The following is a 22,336-nucleotide window of genomic DNA, read 5'->3' as shown; positions in this document are numbered from 1 at the left end:
GATGGCCCGTCGTCGCAGCCTTCGCCCCGAAGAAGAGGAAATTTGGCATGCGGTTGCGCGCACGGTCAAGCCGATGCATGTGCTGACGCCCAGCTTTCCTCCGCCGGAACCGCATGTTCTGAAAACCGAGACCACAGCGCCTTTGGTGCCAGCGCAGCCGCGGCTTGCGCTGTTCCGGCTTGGTGAAAAATCGCGGGTAAAGCCCAAGCATGATCTGGCCCCGACCGTCGCACAGGGGCTGGCCGCTGCGCCCTTGCAGATGGACGCCAAGACCCATGGTAAAATGACCCGTGGTAAGCTGGCTCCCGAGGCGCGGATCGACCTGCATGGGCTGACCCTGTCCGAGGCGCATCCCGAACTGATCCGCTTTATCCTAAACGCGCAATCGGCGGGCCTGCGCTTGGTTCTGGTGATCACGGGCAAGGGCAAGCGGCGCGATGATGATGGCCCAATTCCGCAGCGCATGGGCGCTTTGCGGCATCAGGTGCCGCAGTGGCTGCGAATGTCGCCGCTTGGCCCTGCGGTGCTGCAAGTCACCGAGGCGCATCTGCGGCATGGCGGCTCTGGCGCCTATTACGTCTATTTGCGGCGTCGCTAAGGCCTAGCGCGTCAGGTCTGACGCCACCAGTGCCACCGGCTGCAACACAACCCGCGTGGCGTTTTGCACGGTCAAAACCACCCCCGGCAACAGCCCCACCCGCGCGCGCCGATCTGACTCGAACGCGCCTTCAACCGATTGAATGCCCGTCAAAAGCGTGATCAGCGCTGGCGAATCTGCCACGGTAAAATGGCCAACCCCTTGCGAAAACTCGCTGACGTCTAAAAAGGTCACCTGCAAATCGGCCAGCCGCGTGATGTCTTTCAACGATCCCAGCCGCTCCCATTGCCCACTCAGCAGCGCCGAAAACCGCAAGGCTTTGTCGCGGTCAGAGCCAAAGATCAGGAAAGGCTGCGGCAGTTTTCCCATCGAATGCGCGCTGCGTTTGAACACATCAACGTCGATATCGGGCGAAATCAGGATCACCGCGCTTATCAAATCCAGCGTTTTACGATCGCCCCTTATCGCGGTTTGGCGCAGGGCTTCCATCGTCAGGGCCGCCCCCATTGAATGCGCCACCAAAACGATGCGCTTGGCCCCCGAGGCCGCGACTTCGTGCAGCAGTTCTTCTAGGCCATCGCGGGCAAACAGCGTCGAGTCGCGATCGTAAGCATAGCCAAGCGGTTCAGCGGCCGAGGGCCAAGCGTAATGGACCACAGCCCCCGGCAGCTTTAGGTCATGGGCGAATTGGGCAACACGGTAGACGCCTTCGGCGAAGTTGTTGTTATAGCCGTGAACGAAAATCACCGCCTCGCCGCCGCGCGCCGCAAGTTGGGTTTTCAGGTCGGCTCGAAAGGCGACATCGGCCTGATAGATCAGCTCGTCGGTGGTCAGAAACTGCTTTTCTGGATTTATCGCGCCATGCCGCGGCGGCCAAGTGATCTGCCCCAGCTTTCGGTCGGGCGGAACCGAGATGTCATAGCGGGCAAACCGCACCGCCTCCGAGCGTTTGTTGCCAAAGCTGCCATCATCATTTTGCCCGCGCGTGGTGCCAATGAACACCCGCTGCACTTGGCCCACCGTTGCCGCCGCTGGGTCAAGCGTCACCTCACCCCTTGGGGTGCAAGCCATCAGCGCCAAAACGGAAAGAGCCAGGAAAATGCGAAGCATAAGCCTTATTTTCCTAGTCTTCCCCTGAGGTCAAGCGATGCTTTCAGCAGTCTGATCACAACACATAGCGCGAGATATCGCTATCGCGCGACAGTTCGCCAAGATTGGCCTCGACAAAGGCGGCGTCGACCACAACCTTATCACCCGCGCGATCAGGGGCGGCAAAGGACAGCTCTTCAAACACCCGCTCCATCACCGTGTAAAGCCTGCGCGCGCCGATGTTTTCCACGCTGCGGTTTACCTCGGCTGCAATGCGGGCAAGCGCTGCGATACCGTCGGTGGTAAAGCTGACCTCGACCGCTTCGGTGCCCATCAGCGCGGTGTATTGCCGGGTCAGCGCATTATCGGTTTCCGTCAGAATCCGCACGAAGTCGGCTTCGGTCAGCGGCAAAAGCTCGACGCGGATCGGCAGACGCCCCTGTAGTTCCGGCAAAAGATCCGAAGGTTTGGCAACGTGAAACGCCCCCGAGGCGATAAACAGCACATGATCAGTCTTTACCGGCCCATATTTGGTCGAAACCGTCGTGCCCTCGATCAGCGGCAGCAAATCGCGCTGCACGCCCTCGCGCGACACATCGGCGCCGCGCGCATCAGCACGGGCGCAGATCTTGTCGATCTCGTCCAGAAACACGATGCCATTTTCTTGCACGGCCTCTAGGGCTGCGGCCTTCACCGCCTCGTCGTCCAGCAGCTTGTCGGCCTCTTGCCCGATCAGCAGATCATAGCTGTTGGCCACAGTTACCTTTTTGCGCGTGGTGCGTTGGCCAAAGGCTTTGAACAGATCTTGCAAGCCCTGCATCTGCATTTCCATGCCCTGCCCGCCCATCATCGGCATCGGTGCCGCAGTTTCGGCAAGTTCGATCTCGATCTCGGTATCGTCTAATTCACCGCGCCGCAGCTTGCCGCGAAACAGCTCGCGGGTCTGCTCGCGCGCGTCTTTGCCGGCAAGCGCCTCGATGACGCGGTCTTCGGCGGCCTGTTTGGCGCGGGCGGCAACCTCTTCACGCATCCGCGCGCGGGTGTCGATCATCGCGGCATCCACCAGATCGCGGATGATGCTTTCGACATCGCGGCCAACATAGCCAACTTCGGTAAACTTCGTCGCCTCGACCTTCAGAAACGGCGCGCGCGCCAGTTTCGCCAAGCGGCGCGAGATTTCGGTTTTTCCAACGCCGGTTGGCCCGATCATCAGAATATTCTTCGGATAAACCTCGTCGCGAATGTCATCGGGCAGGTTCTTGCGCCGCCAGCGATTGCGCAGCGCCACCGCGACGGCGCGTTTTGCGTCGCGCTGGCCGATGATGTGACGATCAAGCTCTGAGACGATTTCGCGCGGGGTGAGGTCGGTCATTTCGAGATTCTTTCCACGGTCAGATTGCCGTTGGTATAGACGCAAATATCGGCCGCAATCGCCATGGCACGGCGGGCGATGTCTTCGGGGCCAAGATCGGTGGTCATCAAACCGCGCGCGGCGGCCAGCGCGTAATTGCCGCCCGACCCGATGGCCGCAACGTCATGCTCGGGTTCCAGCACATCGCCAGCCCCTGTGATCACATATAGATCCGCCCCATCGGTGACGATCAGCATCGCTTCGAGGTTGCGCAGATATTTGTCCATCCGCCAGTCTTTCGCCAGATCAACACAGGCGCGGGCAAGCTGTCCGGGGGCGGCCTCAAGCTTTTTCTCCAGCCGTTCCAACAGGGTAAAGGCATCGGCGGTCGAGCCCGCAAAGCCCGCCACCACATGATGGCCGCCGACCTGCAGCCGCCGCACCTTGCGCGCCGTGCCCTTGATCACCGTTGCACCCAGCGAGACCTGACCATCGCCAGCAACCACCACCTCGCCACCCCGGCGCACGGCCAAAATTGTTGTGCCATGCCAGCCCGGAAATTTGTCTTCGGCCATAGGGTTCTCCACTTCTGCTTTCTATATGGAAGCCCCGGCTAGACGCGACAAGGCTTTTTCAATAGCATTTTACGATGTCAGTGCAGCAGCTTATGAATTTTTACCTTGAAGACCATCAGCAAAAGCAGGCTGAGGCCAAAGATGGCATTTTCGGCAAGATTGTCGAGGCGGTTGGCAGCGCCGGATGGCAGGTCAAGCTTCAGGATCTGGCCACCCCGATTGCGGGCCCCGGCTTTCACATGGTCTATAACCGCCCCGTCACCGAACTGAATTGCCTGTCGTTGCGGCATTGCTATTTCAAACATTTCTTCCGGATCGAGCCCACCAATGACCGCTGGGATTGGCAGGTGGCAAAATCCGATTTTACGCCACGCGCGGGGACCAATTGGTTTCAGAAGTTTTGGCGCGAGCAGGTTTTTAGCGGGCTTCAAATTCGCTCGGGCGGTTATATCTTTATGCCGCTGCAAGGCAAGCTGTTGGAAAGACGCCACTTTCAGGTTTTAAGCCCAATCGAGATGATACATGCCACCTTGGCGGCTGACCCCAAACGCCAAATCTTTGCCACGCTGCACCCGCGTGAGGTTTACAGTCAGGCCGAGCGCGACGCCTTGCGTGATCTGCCCGATCGTTTTCATCTGTCAGAGCAACCCTCGCTTTCGCTTTTGGCGGGCTGCGATTATGTTGTGACAGAGAATTCCTCATTGGGATTGATTGGCTATTTCGCCTCAAAGCCGCTGGTTCTTTTCGCGCGGATTGATTTTCATCACATCGCCGGATCGGTCCCCAGACAAGGGATTAAGGCCGCGTTTAAATCAGTTGAAACAGCGCAGAATTTCGCGCCCTATTTGCACTGGTTTTTTCGAGAGCAGGCGATTTCCGCCAATGCAGAGAACGCAGCCGACCAAATCCTGATACGGCTGCGGCATCATGCTTGGCCAATTTAAAAGGGCCCGCAAGGGGCCCTTTTAACCACGATCAGATCGAAGCGGCAATCCAAGTGTCCAGCGCCGCCTTAGGGGCTGCACCGACTTTATTGGCAACAACTTCGCCATTTTTGAACAAGAACAACGATGGAATGCCGCGCACACCCAGCTGTGCGGGGCTGTCAGGATTTTCATCGACGTTTACTTTGACGATTTTAACCTTACCGGCATATTGCGCAGCAAGCTCTTCCAGCGCAGGGCCGATCTGCTTGCAGGGGCCACACCATTCGGCCCAAAAATCGACAACAACAGGAATGTCAGATTTGCGCACTTCGGCATCGAAGGTTGCATCGGTCACAGCGATGGTATTGGCACCCATGGCGGGATCTCCTAAGGGAAAATTTCAAGGTCCAAACGTAAGACTGGCAGCGCGGCGCGTCAAGGGATGGTAGCGCGCGCAAAGGCATCCCTCACCATATTGCGATCCAACTCCATCAGGGCGGCGGTGCGGGTCCATAGAATGGCGGTCTTGATCTCGCGGTTAGGGTAGATCTGCCGCAGCGCGTGATCATAGGCGCCCATCTGCCGCAGCAGGCCCTCGGGGGTGTCTTCGGGGTGGGTCGGCACGCGGTGATTGGATTTGAAATCAATGGCAAGAATATGATTGGGCCGGATCAACAGCCGATCAATCGCGCCTTTGAAGGGCGGCGCGGTAAAGGCAACTTCGGTCAGCGCATCGGCGGCAAAGATCGCGGGATGGGCGGCGATCACCGCCATCGCCTCGCGCAACAGATCGGCGCGCAGGGCTGGGTCTTCGATCAGGCGTTGCGCCAAATCGGGCCAGTCAGCCTGCGGCGCAAGCGGCAGATGTTCCAGCAAAAGATGCAAGGCGGTGCCGCGCAGCAGGGCGGCTTCGCTCTCGGCCGCGTCCGTCTCGCCGGGCATTACCTTGGCGCCGCCAAGCGCTGAAGGCGATAGGCTTTGCATCGGGCGCGGCTCTACGGCGGCGACCTGGTTGGCCCAATCGGGCAGTCGAACGCTGGACAATTGCACTGCTGCCGCGCCAGCTGTAGCTGCGGGCCAAGCGCCAAAGCTATGCCGCAACCTGCCACCAGAAAGCGGCTCTGTTCCAGCCGATTTCATGCCGTCTGCAACCAAATTATACCAGGACATGCTTTGCTTTGCCTCGCCCGCGCCACAGACAATCAGCCAAACCCGCGCGCGTGTCAGCGCCACATAAAGCAGCCGCAGACTTTCTTCTTCACGCTTTGCCTTGCGCTGCTCTCGGGTGTTCACAAGAATCTCGGGGCTATCGTCGCCGCTTGTTTTCCAAACTGGCGTGCCTTCGGGCAGCAGATAAATCTCGTCATTGTCGCGTGGGGCGCGATCGGCGGTTTCGGGCAGGAAAACAATCGGCGCTTCCAAGCCTTTGGCGCCATGCACTGTCATCACCCGAATGCGCTGACCTTCGGAATCCATCTGGCGCTTTACCTCGATGTCATCGGTTTCCAGCCAGATCAGAAAGCCGGTCAGACTGGGAATCTCGTTGCGCTCAAAGGCCAAGGCTTGGCTGAGGAATTCGTCGATCCCGTCCTCCGCTTCGGCCCCAAGACGGGTCAGCAGACGGCGGCGGCCATCGTGGCGTGTTAGCGCGCGTTCGATCAGATCGAAGGGGCGCAGATAATCAGCCTGATCGCGCAGATCTTGCAGCATTTCCAGCGTTTGCGGATGGTCGCTGCGATTGCGCAAAGCCTCCCACAGATAGCCTTTTCGACCATGCGCCAGATCGTAAAGCTCGGCCTCGGTCCAGCCACACAGCGGCGAGCGCAGCAGGGCCGCCAGTGACAGGTCGTCCTCTGGCGTCGCCAGAAACGATAGCAATGCGGCCAAATCCTTGACCGCCAGTTCCGCCCCCAGCTTTAATCGATCCGCCCCTGCAATCGGCAGGCCCGCTTTTTTGCAGGCCCGAATGATTTCCGAAAAGATCGCCGAGCGGCGCTGCACAAGGATCAATACATCGCCCGCATGCACTGGCCTGATGCCGTCGTTGGTTTCAATTTGGGTGCCGGTTTCGATCATCTGTTTGATCTCGAGAGCAATTTTATCTGCCAAAATCGCCGCGTGATGGGCCTCGGAAATCAGATCGACGGGGTCTTCCCAGTGTTCATCCTTGGGGTCCGAGGATTTTTCCACCATCGGCCAAAGATCAACACGCCCTGAAAGTTCAGATTTAAACGCAAGGTGGCGCACCTGTTGCCCCATCGCCTGCGGAAAGCGGCTGCCAAAAATATCATCGACCACTCGCAAAATCGCAGTCGAGGAGCGGAAGGAATATTCCAGTTCAAGCGGCACAAAGCTTTGGTTGGCGGCCTGAAACGCGGCTTGAAAACTTTGCGCTTTTTCGTCAAAGGCGGCGACATCCGCGCCCTGAAACGAATAGATCGACTGCTTTTTATCGCCAACGACAAAAAGCGTGCGTTCCACCTCGCGGGTGCCTTGGCCTGCGGTAAATTCCGCCGCCAACAGCTCGATCACCCGCCATTGATCGGGCGAGGTGTCTTGCGCCTCATCGACCAAAATATGATCAATGCCGCCATCCAGCCGGAACAATACCCAAGCTGCAACTGAAGCATCGGTCAGCAATGTCTTGGCGCGGGTGATCAGATCATCAAAATCCAAAACGCCTCTTGCCGCTTTGGCGGCTTCGTAAAGCGGCAGAAAAACCGAAGCAAAACGGTGTAACAGAGCCGTTTTTTCCGCCGCCATCAGCCTAATCCGCAGCCCGCGCGCCTGCTCTACGCGCGCCATAAGATTGTTTAGCTGCGGTTGCTGATCTGCGATTGCCCTGCGGGTGTCTTTGGTTGGCAGAGCATCGATTTTCGCCACGAAAGGGGTTTTTGTCTTGGCTCCTGACAGGAAAATACCTTCGGCAGCAATCAAAGTCGCAAGGCTTGGGGCGGCAAAATCAAGCGCCGCCAATTTCGCCGCGGTTTTGACATCGGTGACAGACCCGGCTTGAAGGGCTGGCAGGATTGCGGAGATCAGATCTGCTTCTGCGCCTAGAAAGACATCGGCTAAAATCGTCTCTAATGTGGCGGTATCAGCAACATCAAACAGAGCGCGTGCCTGGGTTTCTGTCAGGTGCCGCGCGAAGCCTGCACGCTTTGCGGCAACCTGAGCCATGAGCGCGGCAAAGTCTTCCCCCGAATAGGCGCGCGCAAGGTCGGCCATCAGATCGGGTGCGCGAAATCCGGCAAGGTCTTCGATGATATTTTCGCGCAAAAGGCGGGCGGCGCGGTCGTCAAGTTCTGTGAATTGCGGCGAAACCCCAGCTTCAAGCGGAAAGCGGCGCAGCAAAGTGGCACAAAAGCTGTGGATGGTTTGAATGCGCAGCCCGCCGGGGGTTTCAATCGCGCGCGCAAACAGCTGACGCGCACGCGAAAGCGCCGGGGCGCGGTGCCCTGCCTCGTCGCCCAGTTCCGCAAGCGCTTTGTGCAGTGCGGCATCGGGCATCATTGCCCATTCGCCCAAGCGCTTGAAAAGCCGGTTCTGCATCTCGGTCGCGGCGGCTTTGGTGTAGGTTAGGCATAGAATATGCTGCGGCTCGACCCCACCCAACAGTAAACGCGCCACCCGGTCGGTGAGAACGCGGGTTTTGCCCGATCCGGCATTGGCCGAAAGCCAGACGGAATCCGCAGGTTTAGAGGCTTGGACTTGCCGTTCAGAGGCGTCATTGCGGTTCATGGCGCATCCTCTGGTCCAACGGGTTGCGGCTCTGCACGGTCTGACATCTGCCATTCGCCATAGCGCGACAGATGGTCATAGCTGCCCGCAAAGCGGCTTTCAAACAGCGCACGGCGCGCGCTATAGCCAGTGCTGCGCCGCAGGTATCTGCTGATCAATGCGATTAGTTTTTCCCAATGTTCGTCAATAATCTGCTCGGTGATCGGCGTGTCTTCCACGGATTTAGCGGCATTCAGACCGATATAGGAAATCTGATCTACCTCTGAGGGGCCCAGATCGGCAAAACCGCCTTTGTCGGCCATGACAGCTGCCAGTAGCAACTGTTTGGCAAATTGCTTTTGCTTGTCAGCCGAGGGCGGCGTGCCGGTTTTATAATCGATCAGATGCAGCTTGCCGTCGGGCAGCCTGTCGATGCGGTCCGGCGTGCCAAACAGTGTAAAGGGCAGCTCGCCAAGTTGCAGCGCACCTTGGGTTTCAACAGCCAAGGCTGTGCCACCAAGTTTGCTGTCTTGGGTCAAAAAATGATCTGCCGCGCGTTCAAGTTTCGCCAGCCACAGTGTGCGAGCTGATGGGAAGGGGGTCTCTTCCGCCAAAACCTGCTGCGCAATCTGCAACAAACGCGCGCGCGCCTGCGGTTTGGTCTCGGTTTCTGGGCGAAGTTTCACAAAACGCTCCAGCACCTCATGCACGATAATGCCACGATCCCGCGCATTTGGGGATTGGTGCAATGGGTCAAGCGGGCGCAGGCCAAGGATATATTGCGCATAAATTGCAAAGGGGTCGCGGATCAGCGTCTCGATTCGCGTGAGAGACAAGCGATCGGGCCGCGCTGTCACCGGCGGCTGTGGAGCGGGGCGTTTGGCGGGTTGAAGCCGAGGATCGCAGAGCAGGGCTTTGGGCGGGTCTTCAAGGGCGGTTGTCAGCGCAAGCCAGTCATCGCCGCGCTTGAGCATATCTTGAAGCGCTTGCGGCCCATTGCGCTGCGGCAGGCCTTGCATCAAATTGGTCAGCCGGTTCAGCCAACGACTGGGGACGGTCTCTGCCTCGGCATTGCGCAGGGCGCGGGTCAGCACCACTTGCGGCGCGGCGATAGCCTGTTGGTAGTCATGTGCCGACAGGCCGATCTGCCGTTCGGGCAATAACAGAGCCGCATCTTTGCGCATTTTGCGGTTCAACCACGGGTCGGCAGCTGGCAAGCTGGGCCAGATGCCATCGTTCAAACCGCCAAGGATCAGCAGCTCGGCACCTTGAACTCGGGCCTCAAGCGTGCCCCAAATCATGATGTTTGGATGGGCTTGGGTTGCCTCGCGGACCTCGCCTTGATGCACCAAAGATTCAAACAGATCACGGTAAGCTGCGGCGGTAAAGCTGCCGCCATGGGGGGCCTCGGCGGCCAAGGTTTCCATAAGCTTTAGCGCCTCGGCACCAGCCTCTTTCGCCCAAAGCCCACCGCTGCCCTCTGGGTCAAGCCCGCGGGCGATGCTCTCGGCGAGCAGTCGGTGGCGGCTGACATGCTCGGTTAGGGGGGCCTCTTGCACTATGTCTAGGTTGGTCAGGGCTGGAGCGAAAAAGCTGGCCCAAGTGACAGCTTCAGGGTCTTTTTGCGCGGCGGCCCAAGCCAGCAGATCAGCGGCTTGTGGAAAAGCGGGCCCCTTGCGACGCAGTTTCAGTTCGAGATCGCGGGTATGGCGCAGATGGTTGCCGCGCGCGTCACCCGACGCGGTCAGCGGGTGCTTCAGCACTGTCAGCAAACGGTCGGCGGTGAGCCTTTCCCCAAAAAGGCCAGCGATGTGGCGCAAAAACCGTCCCGGGGCCGAGAGCGCAAGCGGCCGGCCAGCAGAATCGTCGGGCAAGAGCGCCCAGCGGTCAAGGGCAGCAGTAACTTGTCGTGTGAGGTTGCGATCGGGTGAAATCAGCGCAGCCTTGGTGCCATTTTGCGCCGCTTCGCGCAGGATCATTGCGATTGCGAGCGCCTCGATGCGCTGGGTGGGGGCCTGAACCAGAGCAATTTCGGCGGTCGCAACCTGTAAATCAGGCAGGTTAGGGCCTTCTATCAGCCATTGGTCGGTGACAGGAGCTGGGCGCAGGGAGAGCGAGATTAAGCTGTTGCGATTGGCGTTAGGGGGGCTGGCGGATGTCCAAGGGTGTACGGCATGGGCTGGGATGTCGAGCAGATCCATCAGGTGCCGAAAGCGATATTGCGGATGATCTTCGGCAGTAAGCGCATCCTCCATTGCTTGCCAGACTGCGGGCGGGGTCGAGAAATCATAGCCCGGCCAGATCAGCGCGCCTTGCGGCAGTTTCGCCACCGCCTGCATGAGCAAAGCCGTGGTGCCGCGCGAGCCCGTGGAGCCCGCAATGATGATCGGATCCATCGGCGGAGCCACGCTCCAGCGATGGGAAAGGCGCAAAACGGCTTGGCGTTGCAGCGCCTCTTTGTCTAAAGTTTCGGCGAAGACTGGCGCGATAATACGCAGAAAAGCTTGAGTTCTTTCCCAATGTTTAGAGTGGTTAGAGACATCCAGAGTGGCAATGGCTTCGGGCTGCACCCCCTCTCCTTGGATCTCGTCCATCAAAAGCGCAAGGCTGTCGGCAAGGTCGTAAAGCGCCGAGCGGGGTGCAAGATCGGGTTGGGAATCTAGCAGTTTGGCGATCAGTTCGGCCAGTTGCAGGCGGCGGCGCAGGGGCGGAATCGGTTGCGGGAGGGCCAGCAGCGGGTCTGCCACCAGGTCAGTGACCAACCGGAGTTTTGGCAGAAAACGCGGCTCTGACGCGGCAAAAAGCGTTTCAACTCGCCGCAGCATCCGCGCAGTGTTGAGGTAGAGCGTCACACGAGCCATTGCCTCGGGTGGTTGATCGGCCAAGCGTTGTGTCAGACCGCGCACCACTTCGGCAGGAAAATCGCAGCCGGGTGGCAGAGCGAAAATGTGGTTTTTGTTAAACATGCAGTAGGCTTTCGGCGAGGGCTATGCCCTCGGGCCGCCCGACGTCGCACCAGCCGCCCTGATGCAGAATGCCGTAGGCCCGTCCTTGTTCGATCATTTGATCCCAGATGGTATTGAGACTAAATACTGTCTCTGAAAAATCGAAAACCAGCTCTGTCTTAAGAATTTGCGCTCCAAGGTAAACGGGGGCTTTGGCGCCTTTCGCGCGGGTGATGCGGTTGGTATCATCCAGCAGAAAGTCGCCCGTGCCATTGTGCCCAAGCGCCTGATCTTGTGGCAGAAGCAGCAAAAGCGCATCCATCCGCGCAGGATCCCAAGCAGCCAGCAATTGCTTGATCGGGTTTTGCCCTGTCCAGACTGCGTCGGTGTTCAGGGTGATCACAGGCGTTTTGCCAAGATGCTTTGCCGCGGCTTTCAACCCGCCCCCAGTATCGAGGATCTGCGGGATTTCATACGAAAACTTGATGCTACGCCGCTGTAAATGCTGTTCAATTTGCTCACCAAGATAGTGCAGGTTCACGGTTATATCCGTGATGCCGGCCGTCTCCACGACGCTAAGAGCATGATCAATAAGAGGTTTTCCGGCCACATTAACCATTGGCTTGGGTTGATGCGCTGTCAACGCTCCCATACGGGTGCCAAATCCTGCTGCATAGAGCATTACCGAAACTGGGCGCATTGCGAGCCTATCTTTTGTAGGGCTTCAGGGCTGGGTGATGGAAGAAGTTTTGCACAGATTGCAGCAAGCGGTGCAAGTTCGGGCGCGGCAAGGTTGCGTTGCAACTGCCCCCAGACCCGCGGCAATAGGGCAAGATAGCCAGATTTGCCGCCGTGCAGGCAAAGTCGCGCGAAAATCCCAAGGATGCGCAATGCCCGTTGCGCACCCAGGCAGGCATAACTGGCTTGAAAATCCGCCTCAGACCCACCTTGCAGCTGCAAGAACTGATGCTGCATTGCGATTTCGGTTTCACGTGAAACATCGCGGCGGGCGTCTTGCAGCAGCGAGACCAGATCATAGCCGGGCTGGCCAAGCTGCGCGAGCTGGAAATCCAGCAGCCCAACGCGCGCAAGGCCCAGACGTTCTGGCAACCATAACAGGTTTTCGGCATGAAAATCGCGTAAAATCAGCACCCGCGGTCCATCAGCAAAGTCTGTCATCGCCTCTGTCAATATTGCTTTGAAATCATCCTTTTCACCGCTGTCACCCATGATTGCAAAACGATACCAGTCCAGTGCAAAGCAGCCGGCTTCTGCCCAATCTTGCGCAGAAAGATTGGGCAGATCAGCAGGTGGCGCAGCCCTTTGTAAATGCACCAAAACCGCCGTTGCAGCCGTATAGAGACGGTTTTCAATGGAAATATCCTGCTCTAACAGGCGCGCAAACAGGGCGTCACCCAGATCTTCTAAAAGCAGATATCCATTTGCCAAATCCTGCGCCAAACAGCGTGGTGAAGAGAGGCCCAGCTCGCTGAGATGCGTCGCAATCTTCAGAAAATCGGCAGGATCGTCACCTTTTCCTGGGGGGGCATCCATCAAGACCGCAGTCTGATCTCCCCGCCTGAGCCGCTCATAGCTGCGATCTGAGGCATCGCCGGCAAGAAACTGCCGGTTCGCATCGCCCCAGCCCGCGGTCTGCAAAAACTGATCTGACGGCAAACGCGCTGTCATCGCACCCAATCCTCGACGAGATCTGCACGCAAAGCCCCGCGATCTGTAAAGCGGATTTCGGCCATCCGACCCTCGGATTTGCTGGCAAAACCAATCCAAATTGCTTGCTTTGGCACGAATTTACCCAGCCGATCTGGCCATTCCACCAAACAGATTGCTGTCGAAAACGCCTCCTCCAGCCCCAGTTCCAGCACCTCATCCGGATGCGACAAGCGGTAAAGGTCGCTGTGCCAAATCTCGACATCCGCTTGATAGGTCTGCACCAAAGTAAAGCTCGGTGAGGGAACATCCTCGGCCCGCCCGAGCCTTGCGCGAATAAAAGCGCGTGCGAAATGGCTTTTGCCCGCGCCAATCGGCCCCGAAAGCAGCAGTGTATCCCCAATCTGCGCACGCTTGGCGAACCAAGCGCCAAGCGCTGTCGTTGCCTCTTCCGAGGGCAGAAAAATACAAAGTGGTGCCATTTGATCCATAGGCGCGAGTCTAGCCTGCCCACCGCGCACCGCAAGATAGGATCGTTAGCGGCGTTGCTGCTTTGCGCGCGGCGCGAGCTTGGTCGGCAGTGCTTGAGTGACCGGTTGCACCCGAAACCGCGCCAGCGTCGCGCCTCCCGCCAGAGGCGCAAACTCACAGTCAAGCAGCCTGCCGTCCAGCAACCGCGCCTCGGCGTGCCAAGCCTCGCGGTCGCCGATCGTGGCCACATAATCCTCGACCTCGGCCCAAAGTCCGCTTGGTGGCGACAGGCTGCGCCAATGTGCGCTCAGACTGCGCAAGCTGCAATCGCTGACCCACGCGCTGGGATTATGACCCCAAAGTTGGGCATAGGCCGCGTTCGACATCACCAAAAGCCCCGCCTGATCAAAGACCGCGATGGCATCTTCCAGCTGATCAATCACCGATTGTCCCAGTTCCAGATCGGCTCGAAACCGCCGCGTTCGCAGCATTTCGGTTGAGATATCTTCGATCATCAAGGCAATCGCGCCATTCGGGTGGGGCCGGCCGACAACCTTATAGGTCTGCCCATCTGGCAGGTTCCAAGTTTCTTCATAAAGCCCCGAAGCCGCTGCTTTTTCCATCTCACTCAGCTGTCGCCGCCAACCGCGATAGTCTTTCGGTTCTGGCAACATCTTTCGATCCCTCATCGCATCCAGAACCGAAAGAAGCGTCGGCCGCATCGAAAGAAAATCAGCTGGAAGCTGGGTTAAATCCAGCAAAGCTGGGTTAAACAGCTGTAATTTACGATCGGCGTCGAAAATCGCCAAGCCAATTGGCAATTGGGCAAAGGTTTTCGTAAAGGTTTGCATGAAATCGCGCAAAGCGGTCTCGGCCTGAACCGCGCCATCTGCCTGAACCGCATAGCGCAGCCAGCCCAGCGTTTCGACTTTGCTTGAAATCGTAAACCAAGCTTGCTGGCCCGAGGGCAGCTTCAGGTTTTGCCGATGATCGTTCAGATCTTTTTGGCTGGTTGCCGGGGTGAACAGCCTTGGTAAGGGCCAGCCCAACTCGCGGCCTTCCGTCAGAACAGCGCAAGATTGCAGCAAATAGGGTCCATTCGCCCAGATCACCTCTCCCGCGCCGTTTTCGCGCCAAACCAGCAGGGGGGCGGCCGCAATCGCATCGCGCAGCATGCTCAGTTCCTCTAGCACCGCGCGCTGGATCAAGGGATCACTGCCCTGCGTTGCCCCGCTTGCGGCATCCCTCAGCTCGAGTTGACTCAGGCCGCCTCGATGTTCTGCCCGCAGGGTCAAGGCAGGACTGGCGCAGCGCGAGGCGAGGTCAAAGCTGCCTAGCTCTGGCAGTCGTAAAAGCTGCGCCTCCAGTCCGTCAAAGCGTGGCGCAAGAAAGGCCATCAGCTTTTCCCACTCTGTGCCCGGCGCCTGACTGGCCGCAAGCAATCCGCGCGCCTCAGGCGTGCTGTCGATCAGGCTTTCACCGTCAAACAAAAAGATCGCCGCGCGGGTCTCGTCGGTAAAAATGCTTTTTTCAAAACCAACCACCTGACTGTGCGAAAACCAAAGCGCCAAAATCCCCACCGCCGCAGCAACAAGCCCTGCGGAGAGTGCGGCAAAAAATATTTGCCAATCCATCCTTGTCTTCCAATCGCGCCGTTAAAAATTCGCTCGTTAAGATTAACGACATCTTCGTTAACGGTCGGTTAAAGAACGGAGCAGAAGCGACGCTAGGTGCATTAAGGCTCGATCACTTGATTAAGCCCCAAACCTGCACGGCTTTCGGCAATAATCACCGCGTTTGGCCAGACCACCTCGACAATCGCGCCGCTGCGCTCGGGCCGTTCTTCGGGTTGCAAAAACGGGTCGCTGCCATTGGCGAAAGACAATTCTGCCCCCGTTCGCTCTAGCAAGGTCTTGGCAATAAACAGCCCCAGCCCCATGCCCTCATAGCCTGGTCGGCTCAGGTCGCGCGGATCGCGCCGCGAGCGCACAAAGGGGTCGCCGATGCGGCCAATCACCTGTGAGGGATAGCCCGGCCCGTCATCGACAATCAAAATCCGCAAGCGGCTGTCGCTATAGTGCGCATCGATCCAGACCCTGTCCCGCGCAAAATCGACGGCATTCTGCACCAAATTGCGCAGACCGTGAATAAGCTCGGGGCGGCGCAGAATTTCAGGTTCACGCAGCCCCGATTGCGCCGCAGCGGTCACCGAAAAGTGAACCGTTTTGCCGCGATCCAGATGCGGCTCTGCCGCTTCGCGCAGCACCGCCGAGAGCAAGCCCTGCCGCATATGCAGATCGTCCTTGCCCGCCTTGCCCATAGACCGCAAAATGTCGCGGCAGCGATCCGCCTGGTCTCGGATCAGTAAAACATCTTCCGCCAAGTCTGGCTGATCGGAAAGCTCGTCAATCAATTCAGTGCTGACCAGCTTTATTGTCGCAAGCGGTGTGCCCAACTCATGCGCCGCCGCAGCGATCACGCCGCCCAGATCGGTCAGCTTTTGTTCCCGTGCCAAGGCCATTTGCGTTGCCAAAAGCGCATCCGACATAGATCGCATCTCGCTTGAGATTCGGCGCGAATAGACACTTAAAAAGCCAATACCAATCAAAAGCGCGATCCAAAATCCAAAAGCAAACAGCTCGGGGATAGCAAAGTCGCTGCCGTCGCGATAACGCAGTGGTAGGTTCTTGACCGCAATCAGCGTCACAATGCCTGCGGCCAAAATCCCCAATACAATCGTGCTGCGCAGCCGCAGAGCCGTGGCCGAGACAATCACCGGTGCAAGGATCAGCAGCGCAAAAGGATTGGTCAGGCCGCCGGTCAAAAACAGCAAAAACCCAAGCTGCGCCAGATCGAAGACCAGCGTCAGCATGGCTTCCCCCTCGCTCAGACGCTTGTTCGCTGGGAAAATAAACACAGCCAGCAGGTTGGCAATAATCGCTAAACCTATGGCAAGAAAGCACAGGCCAAGCGGCAGCTGAAGCGCGAAATACTGGGTTGCCACCGCAAGCGCCGCAAGCTGGCCAAAAATTGCAGTCCAGCGCAGCAAAATAAGTGTCCGCAGCCGCAGCCAATCATTCTGCTCGGTGCGAAAATCATCACTTTGGGTGAAAATGTCACGGGGGTTTGACATGGTCAGCTCTGGCCTTTTGCGCGGGTTTCAGGTTCTAACAAAGCCCATAGACGCGAAATTTCCGCGCAACCATGGAGGTGAGGGCAATGCTAAAGGTTTATTCCGCGCTGGCAATTGCAGCAGTGGCCGGTCTGCTGGGCGGGACAGCGCTTATGGTCTGGAACCAGCAAAGCAATGATCGCTTTGCCGAATGCCGAAGCGCAACCGTTGCAGGTGGCAGTGGCGCGATTGGTGGCGCTTTCACGCTGATCGACAGCACTGGCAAGACCGTCACCGATAAAGAGGTTCTGGCCAAGCCTTCGCTTGTTTATTTTGGCTACAGCTTTTGCCCCGATGTCTGCCCCTTGGACAATGCCCGCAACGTCGAGGCTGTCGATCTGCTGGCAGACAAAGGCTATGATGTGACGCCTGTGTTCATCACCATTGATCCCGCACGCGATACGCCCGCCGTGGTTAAGGAATTCAGCGCCAACCTAAGCCCAAAGATGGTTGGTCTCACTGGCACCGAAGATCAGATTAAGGCCGCATCAAAAGCCTATAAAACCTATTTCAAGAAACAAGATAGCAGTGATCAATATTATCTGATGGATCACTCTACCTTTACTTATCTAATGTTGCCCGGGACAGGCTTTGCTGATTTCTTTGGTCGAGACGATACGGCGCAACAAATGGCCGATCGCACGGCTTGTTTTATTGATCACAGTTGACAGCTTATTTGACCAAGACAGCATTGCGACCTAGATATGGTCAGAGTGGAATGTGAGGGAACTTATGACTGAAGATCTTGGCGTAGAGCTGGGGCCGGATCGGTCTTTGCTTTTGGTTGATGACGACGAGGCTTTTGTAAAAAGGCTTGCAAAGGCAATGGAAAAGCGTGGTTTTGCACCTGAAACTGCAAGTTCGGTTGCCGCAGGTCGTGCAATTGCGATGGCGCGTCCGCCGGCCTATGCCGTCATTGATCTGCGGCTTGAAGATGGCAATGGGTTAGATGTCGTCGAAACGCTGCGCGAGCGTCGCCCAGATAGCCGGATCGTAGTTTTAACGGGCTATGGTGCAATTGCGACGGCGGTTGCTGCTGTTAAATTCGGCGCGACAGATTATCTTTCAAAACCCGCTGACGCGAATGACATCACAAATGCCCTTTTGGCTAAGGGCGCAATGATGCCGCCACCGCCAGAAAACCCGATGTCGGCCGATCGTGTGCGTTGGGAACACATCCAGCGCGTGTATGAGATGTGTGATCGCAACGTATCTGAAACTGCGCGCAGACTTTCAATGCATCGCAGGACTTTGCAAAGAATCCTTGCAAAGCGCAGCCCGAAATAGAATTATTGATTGATTAAATTAAATCACTTACTAAAAGACATGATGATGTAAAAAGGATGTCAACTTGACTATTGATATTAACGATCTCTCCCTTAAGGAACTGAAAGATTTACAATCCCAAGTTGCTAAGGCTATTTCTTCTTTTGAAGACCGTAAGCGCAAAGAAGCTATTGCAGAACTTGAAGAAATTGCTCGCGCCAAGGGGTTTTCCCTTGCCGATTTGGCTGGGGTTACCGTACCACGCAAACGCTCCCCAGCGGTTGCAAAATACGCGAATCCAGATGATTCGTCTGACACCTGGTCTGGCCGCGGACGCAAGCCTCGTTGGTTCAATGAGGCTTTGGCTGCCGGAAAAACACCAGAAGAGTTGTCGCTTTAAAGGATTTGGGCCGCAACATGCGGCCCTTTTTCATTTTACCCTATCGCCACAAGCAGCTGGCTGTGACGGTTTATAAAATCTTCGCGCACAATTGTGGGCGCGCGAAGATGAATTTTTAAGCCCCGCAAAACCGAAGTCTCGGGCTTGCCAAACAGCTTATTTGCTTCGCTTTCGCTAAAACCTGCGATTTGTACTGCTTCTAACCAAGCCGAAACTTTATCCGCCGCCTTGATCGCCTTTTTTATTTCAACAGGCAGCACCGCTGGCAGCCCAAAGCGAATATGCACCGCTGCGGTCAGCCGCAGATCAAGCTCGCCATAGCTTTGCCCAATCGCGGCTTTTACTGGGCTAATCATATCGCCAATCACATATTCTGGCGCGTCGTGCAAAAGCGCAGCAAGCTGCCATCTTGGCGAGGTGGCGGTTTGGCGGCTAAAAATCTGCTCGACCAAAAGCGAATGCTCGGCCACCGAATAGGGCCAATCGCCCCGCGTCTGGCCATTCCAACGCGCGACAAAGGCCAGACCATGCGCGATATCGTCAATCTCGATATCCATCGGGGTTGGATCCAGCAGATCAAGCCTGCGCCCTGACAGCATGCGTTGCCACGCCCGCGGCTGTTTCGGCATCAGCTTTTGCCTGCAAAGGCTTCAACATCGTGGATTTTCCCAGCAATAATCATCACATCTCCGTGTCGCACCATGGTTTCGGGCTGGCCATAGGTGAAATCTTCGCCCGGCCGTTTGATGCCCACCACGGTGACATTATAGCGCTGGCGCAGCGCGCTTTCCTGTAAGGTTTTGTCGATGCTGTCTTGCGGGGCATGGGCTTGGGCGATGGCAAAATCGTCGTCAAAGGTAATATATTCCATCAGTTTCGAGGTTACCAAATGCGCCACCCGCTCGCCCATCAGCTTTTCGGGCTGGATAACGTGATGCGCGCCGGTGCGCTGCAAAATCCGGCCATGGCGTTCATTGATTGCCTTGGCCCAAATGTCAGGCACTCCCAGTTCCGACAGTGCCAAAACCGACAGGATCGAGGCCTCAAGATCTGACCCGATCGCCACCACCGCATGGGTAAAATTGCCGACGTTCAGCTGCCGCAGCGTTTCAACCGAGGTGCTATTGGCCTGCACCATATGCGTCAGCGTGCCCGACATTTCCTGCACCAACTCGGCATTCTCGTCGATGCCCAGCACCTCGTGGCCCAGCTGCGCCAGACTGGTCGCCACCGATTTGCCAAAGCGGCCCATGCCGATCACGACCACGGAATCGTCTCTCGACTCGGCTTTGCGGCCAAACAGTTTACCCAACAATTGGACGTTCCTCCGGATAGTGATAGCTGGCCCGACGATAGCGCAGCGCCAAGGCCACGGCCACGGTGATGGTGCCGACGCGGCCAATAAACATCAAACAAATCAGCACCACCTGCGCTGCTGGCGGGAAAAGCGCTGTTGCATTCATTGAAAGCCCGACATTGGCAAAGGCCGAGATCGCCTCGAACACCACCTGCCGCAGCGGCAGATCCGACAGGATCCGCAATGCCATGATGCCCGCAAACAGCATCCCCACCGCCAGCACCAAGACCGAAAGCGCCTCTCGCTGAACGATCGCGGACACCTTGCGGCCAAAGGCGGTCAGATCCTGATTGCCGCGCACCTCGTGCCAGACTGCTAGGACCAAAATCGCTAGAGTAGAGACTTTAATCCCTCCTGCCGTCGAAGCCGAGCCACCACCGATCAGCATCATGCCATAGGTCAACAACAGGCTTTCTTCGGTCATGGCGGTCATGTCCAAAGTGTTCATGCCACAAGAGCGCGCCATAAAACCGTGATAGGCGGCATTCACCAAGCGTTCTTGCAGCGGCAAAAGCCCAAGGGTTTGCGGATTGCTCCATTCAAACCCCGCGGTCAGCACGAAAGACAGCGCAAAAAGCGCGCCTGTGGTGATCAGCGTCAATTTGCTGTGCAGCGACAGTTTGTGCTGTGACCCGTGCAAATGGCGCAGGTCGTAATAGACTGGCAGACCAAGCCCGCCGATCAGCACCGCCACCATGATTGCGATCAACAGCCAAGGGTCGTGGATAAAGGATGCCATGCCGCCCGGGTAGATCGAAAAACCAGCATTTGTAAACGCGGCACTTGCGTTAAACATCGCCTGCCAAAGCGCAGCAGGCAAGCCAAGGCCACGACCCAGAAAATGCGGCACCATCACGCTTGCGACCAAAAGCTCGACCGTCAGCATCACACCGATGGCCAGCGTCAGCACCGCTTTCACATCGCCCATCACGATGCCGCGGCTTTCGGTTGTCACCATAATCTGCTGCGTTAGGCTCAGTTTCCGCGACACCATCAGCACCAGCAGCGTCGAGCTGGTCATGATGCCCACGCCGCCAATCTGAAACAGCGCAAAGATCACAGCCTCACCAAACAGCGACCAATGCTTGGCGGTATCCACAACAACCAGACCCGTCACCGCCACCGCAGAGGTGGCCGTAAATAGCGCCTGCAAAACACTGGTCTCACCCGAGCCCGCTTGCGAGATCGGCATCCTCAGCAGCGCAGTGCCCAACAAGATCACCAGCAAAAACGCCGTTGGAACCAGCCGCGCAGGGGTTCTAAACCAGGTCCACATCATTCCTCCGACACTCGCCCTGTGGCAATAGCATCGCTTTGCGTCAAAAGCGAGGTTTTGGCGCAGGCATGTCACATTGCTTAAAAGCCCTGTTCATGCTACCTGCGCGGCAAAATAGAAGTCATCTAGGTAGAGATATGGACTATATCGTTAAAGACATCGCCTTGGCCGATTATGGCCGCAAAGAATTGACCATCGCCGAAACCGAAATGCCGGGCCTGATGGCCTGCCGCGAAGAGTTCGGCGCTTCAAAGCCTTTGAAAGGCGCGCGTATTGTTGGCTCGCTGCATATGACGATTCAGACCGCTGTCTTGATCGAAACGCTGGTCGAGCTGGGCGCCGATGTGCGCTGGGCATCTTGCAACATTTTCTCGACCCAAGACCACGCCGCAGCTGCCATTGCAGCAGGCGGCACGCCGGTTTTTGCGGTAAAAGGCCAGTCGCTGGCTGAACATTGGGATTATCTTGACCGCTCCTTCATGTTCCCCGAAGGCGCGAATATGATCCTGGACGATGGCGGCGATGCGACGCTGTACGTTTTGCTTGGCGCACGGATGGAAGCCGGCGAAGATGTGCTTTCGGTGCCCTCTTCCGAAGAAGAAGTCGTGATCAAAGCGCAGATCCAAAAGCGGATGAAAGAATCCCCCGGTTGGTTCGCCAAAACCAAAGCCGCGATCAAAGGCGTGTCCGAAGAAACCACCACCGGCGTTCACCGTCTTTATGATCTGCACAAAAAGGGCGAGCTGCCTTTCCCTGCAATTAACGTCAACGATTCGGTCACCAAGTCGAAGTTCGACAATAAATACGGCTGCAAAGAAAGCCTCGTCGACGGCATTCGCCGCGCCACCGATACGATGATGGCAGGCAAAGTTGCCGTGGTTTGCGGTTACGGCGATGTCGGCAAAGGTTCGGCCGCCAGCCTGCAAGGCGCTGGTGCCCGCGTCAAGGTCACCGAAGTGGATCCGATCTGCGCGCTGCAAGCCGCGATGGATGGCTTTGAAGTTGTGCTGCTGGAAGACGTCGTCGCAAGCGCCGATATCTTTATCACCACCACCGGCAACAAAGACGTGATCCGCATCGAGCATATCCGCGAGATGAAAGACATGTCGATCGTCGGCAACATCGGCCACTTTGACAATGAAATCCAAGTTGCGGCGCTGAAAAACCACAAGTGGACCAATATCAAAGACCAAGTCGATATGATCGAAATGCCCTCGGGCGCGCGGATCATCCTGCTGTCCGAAGGCCGCCTGTTGAACCTTGGCAATGCCACCGGCCACCCTTCCTTTGTGATGTCGGCCTCTTTCACCAACCAAGTTCTGGCGCAGATCGAACTTTGGACCAACGGCAGCAACTATCAGCCCGGCGTCTATATTCTGCCGAAAGAGCTGGACGAAAAAGTTGCCCGTCTGCATCTGAAGAAAATAGGTGTGAAACTGACTGAATTGCGCAAAGATCAGGCCGACTATATCGGCGTTAAAATCGAAGGCCCGTTCAAGGCCGAGCATTACCGCTACTAAAT

Annotated in this window: 20 protein-coding genes; 6 read left to right on the top strand and 14 right to left on the bottom strand. The window is 57.3% G+C overall.

The annotated features are described in order from the left end of the window. The first annotated feature begins 1 nt into the window (after position 1). Positions 2 to 598: a Smr/MutS family protein gene (locus V7Q10_RS01965; RefSeq protein WP_333867354.1), complete on the top strand. Its 597-nt coding sequence runs from the start codon at positions 2 to 4 to the stop codon at positions 596 to 598. A 3-nt stretch (positions 599 to 601) separates the two neighbouring features. Here V7Q10_RS01965 and V7Q10_RS01960 read toward each other — a convergent pair whose 3' ends face one another. The 3 genes from V7Q10_RS01960 to hslV form a co-directional block, all read right to left on the bottom strand. Continuing rightward, on the bottom strand, positions 602 to 1,645 hold the full coding sequence (locus tag V7Q10_RS01960) for an alpha/beta hydrolase (RefSeq protein ID WP_333867353.1): 1,044 nt from the start codon (positions 1,643 to 1,645) through the stop codon (positions 602 to 604). Between the two features lie 118 nt (positions 1,646 to 1,763). Beyond that, positions 1,764 to 3,059: an ATP-dependent protease ATPase subunit HslU gene (gene hslU / locus V7Q10_RS01955; protein WP_333867352.1), complete on the bottom strand. Its 1,296-nt coding sequence runs from the start codon at positions 3,057 to 3,059 to the stop codon at positions 1,764 to 1,766. Then, positions 3,056 to 3,613 (bottom strand): ATP-dependent protease subunit HslV, encoded by a 558-nt coding sequence (gene hslV, locus V7Q10_RS01950; protein ID WP_333867351.1) that lies wholly within the window; start codon positions 3,611 to 3,613, stop codon positions 3,056 to 3,058. The genes hslU and hslV overlap by 4 nt, the downstream gene beginning before the upstream one ends. Positions 3,614 to 3,705: 92 nt before the next feature. Here hslV and V7Q10_RS01945 point away from each other — a divergent pair, with 92 nt between their 5' ends. Further along, on the top strand, positions 3,706 to 4,557 hold the full coding sequence (locus V7Q10_RS01945) for a hypothetical protein (RefSeq protein WP_333867350.1): 852 nt from the start codon (positions 3,706 to 3,708) through the stop codon (positions 4,555 to 4,557). Positions 4,558 to 4,588: 31 nt separating this feature from the next. On the opposite strand, the gene trxA is transcribed toward V7Q10_RS01945, so the two are convergent. From trxA to regB, 8 genes are all read right to left on the bottom strand, one after another. Then, positions 4,589 to 4,915: a thioredoxin gene (gene trxA, locus V7Q10_RS01940; RefSeq protein ID WP_333867349.1), complete on the bottom strand. Its 327-nt coding sequence runs from the start codon at positions 4,913 to 4,915 to the stop codon at positions 4,589 to 4,591. 59 nt (positions 4,916 to 4,974) lie between these two features. After that, entirely contained in the window at positions 4,975 to 8,280 is a 3,306-nt protein-coding gene (addA, locus tag V7Q10_RS01935; protein WP_333867348.1) for a double-strand break repair helicase AddA, read from the bottom strand. After that, a complete protein-coding gene (gene addB, locus V7Q10_RS01930) occupies positions 8,277 to 11,225 on the bottom strand; it encodes a double-strand break repair protein AddB (RefSeq protein ID WP_333867347.1) in 2,949 nt (982 codons plus the stop codon). The genes addA and addB overlap by 4 nt, the downstream gene beginning before the upstream one ends. Continuing rightward, positions 11,218 to 11,904 (bottom strand): nucleotidyltransferase family protein, encoded by a 687-nt coding sequence (locus V7Q10_RS01925; RefSeq protein ID WP_333867346.1) that lies wholly within the window; start codon positions 11,902 to 11,904, stop codon positions 11,218 to 11,220. The genes addB and V7Q10_RS01925 overlap by 8 nt, the downstream gene beginning before the upstream one ends. Beyond that, a complete protein-coding gene (locus tag V7Q10_RS01920) occupies positions 11,886 to 12,893 on the bottom strand; it encodes an aminoglycoside phosphotransferase family protein (RefSeq protein ID WP_333867345.1) in 1,008 nt (335 codons plus the stop codon). Before V7Q10_RS01920 ends, V7Q10_RS01925 begins: the two co-directional genes overlap by 19 nt. Further along, positions 12,890 to 13,363: a tRNA (adenosine(37)-N6)-threonylcarbamoyltransferase complex ATPase subunit type 1 TsaE gene (tsaE, locus tag V7Q10_RS01915; protein ID WP_333867344.1), complete on the bottom strand. Its 474-nt coding sequence runs from the start codon at positions 13,361 to 13,363 to the stop codon at positions 12,890 to 12,892. Before tsaE ends, V7Q10_RS01920 begins: the two co-directional genes overlap by 4 nt. A gap of 45 nt (positions 13,364 to 13,408) precedes the next feature. Continuing rightward, positions 13,409 to 14,977 carry a PAS-domain containing protein gene (locus V7Q10_RS01910; RefSeq protein WP_333867343.1) on the bottom strand — a complete coding sequence of 523 codons (1,569 nt, stop codon included), beginning with the start codon at positions 14,975 to 14,977 and terminating at the stop codon, positions 13,409 to 13,411. 101 nt (positions 14,978 to 15,078) lie between these two features. Further along, positions 15,079 to 16,476 carry a sensor histidine kinase RegB gene (regB, locus tag V7Q10_RS01905; RefSeq protein WP_333867342.1) on the bottom strand — a complete coding sequence of 466 codons (1,398 nt, stop codon included), beginning with the start codon at positions 16,474 to 16,476 and terminating at the stop codon, positions 15,079 to 15,081. Between the two features lie 86 nt (positions 16,477 to 16,562). On the opposite strand from regB, the gene V7Q10_RS01900 reads away from it, so the two are divergent. The 3 genes from V7Q10_RS01900 to V7Q10_RS01890 all read left to right on the top strand — a co-directional run bounded on the left by V7Q10_RS01900 (position 16,563) and on the right by V7Q10_RS01890 (position 18,181). Continuing rightward, complete coding sequence (locus V7Q10_RS01900; RefSeq protein WP_333867341.1) at positions 16,563 to 17,183, top strand: SCO family protein; 621 nt, start codon at positions 16,563 to 16,565, stop codon at positions 17,181 to 17,183. A 64-nt stretch (positions 17,184 to 17,247) separates the two neighbouring features. Beyond that, positions 17,248 to 17,802, top strand: a complete 555-nt coding sequence (locus V7Q10_RS01895) for an ActR/PrrA/RegA family redox response regulator transcription factor (RefSeq protein WP_333867339.1) — start codon at positions 17,248 to 17,250, stop codon at positions 17,800 to 17,802. 64 nt (positions 17,803 to 17,866) lie between these two features. Beyond that, positions 17,867 to 18,181, top strand: a complete 315-nt coding sequence (locus V7Q10_RS01890) for an H-NS histone family protein (RefSeq protein WP_333867338.1) — start codon at positions 17,867 to 17,869, stop codon at positions 18,179 to 18,181. A gap of 35 nt (positions 18,182 to 18,216) precedes the next feature. Here the strand turns inward: V7Q10_RS01890 and V7Q10_RS01885 are convergent, their stop codons facing one another. From V7Q10_RS01885 to V7Q10_RS01875, 3 genes are read right to left on the bottom strand one after another with little or no spacing between them, the layout of a single operon-like run. After that, on the bottom strand, positions 18,217 to 18,810 hold the full coding sequence (locus V7Q10_RS01885) for an HD family hydrolase (RefSeq protein WP_333867337.1): 594 nt from the start codon (positions 18,808 to 18,810) through the stop codon (positions 18,217 to 18,219). Further along, positions 18,810 to 19,496 (bottom strand): potassium channel family protein, encoded by a 687-nt coding sequence (locus tag V7Q10_RS01880; protein ID WP_333867336.1) that lies wholly within the window; start codon positions 19,494 to 19,496, stop codon positions 18,810 to 18,812. The genes V7Q10_RS01885 and V7Q10_RS01880 overlap by 1 nt, the downstream gene beginning before the upstream one ends. After that, positions 19,486 to 20,814 (bottom strand): TrkH family potassium uptake protein, encoded by a 1,329-nt coding sequence (locus tag V7Q10_RS01875; protein WP_333867335.1) that lies wholly within the window; start codon positions 20,812 to 20,814, stop codon positions 19,486 to 19,488. The genes V7Q10_RS01880 and V7Q10_RS01875 overlap by 11 nt, the downstream gene beginning before the upstream one ends. A 137-nt stretch (positions 20,815 to 20,951) precedes the next feature. Here V7Q10_RS01875 and ahcY point away from each other — a divergent pair, with 137 nt between their 5' ends. After that, positions 20,952 to 22,334, top strand: coding sequence for an adenosylhomocysteinase (gene ahcY / locus V7Q10_RS01870; RefSeq protein WP_333867334.1), 1,383 nt, complete (start codon positions 20,952 to 20,954; stop codon positions 22,332 to 22,334). The last annotated feature ends 2 nt before the right edge of the window (positions 22,335 to 22,336 follow it).

This window comes from Cypionkella sp. (assembly GCF_036782355.1).
GTDB lineage: Bacteria > Pseudomonadota > Alphaproteobacteria > Rhodobacterales > Rhodobacteraceae > Cypionkella.
The sequence above is the reverse complement of the archived record's forward strand: the minus strand, read 5'-3'. Positions and strand labels throughout refer to the sequence as shown.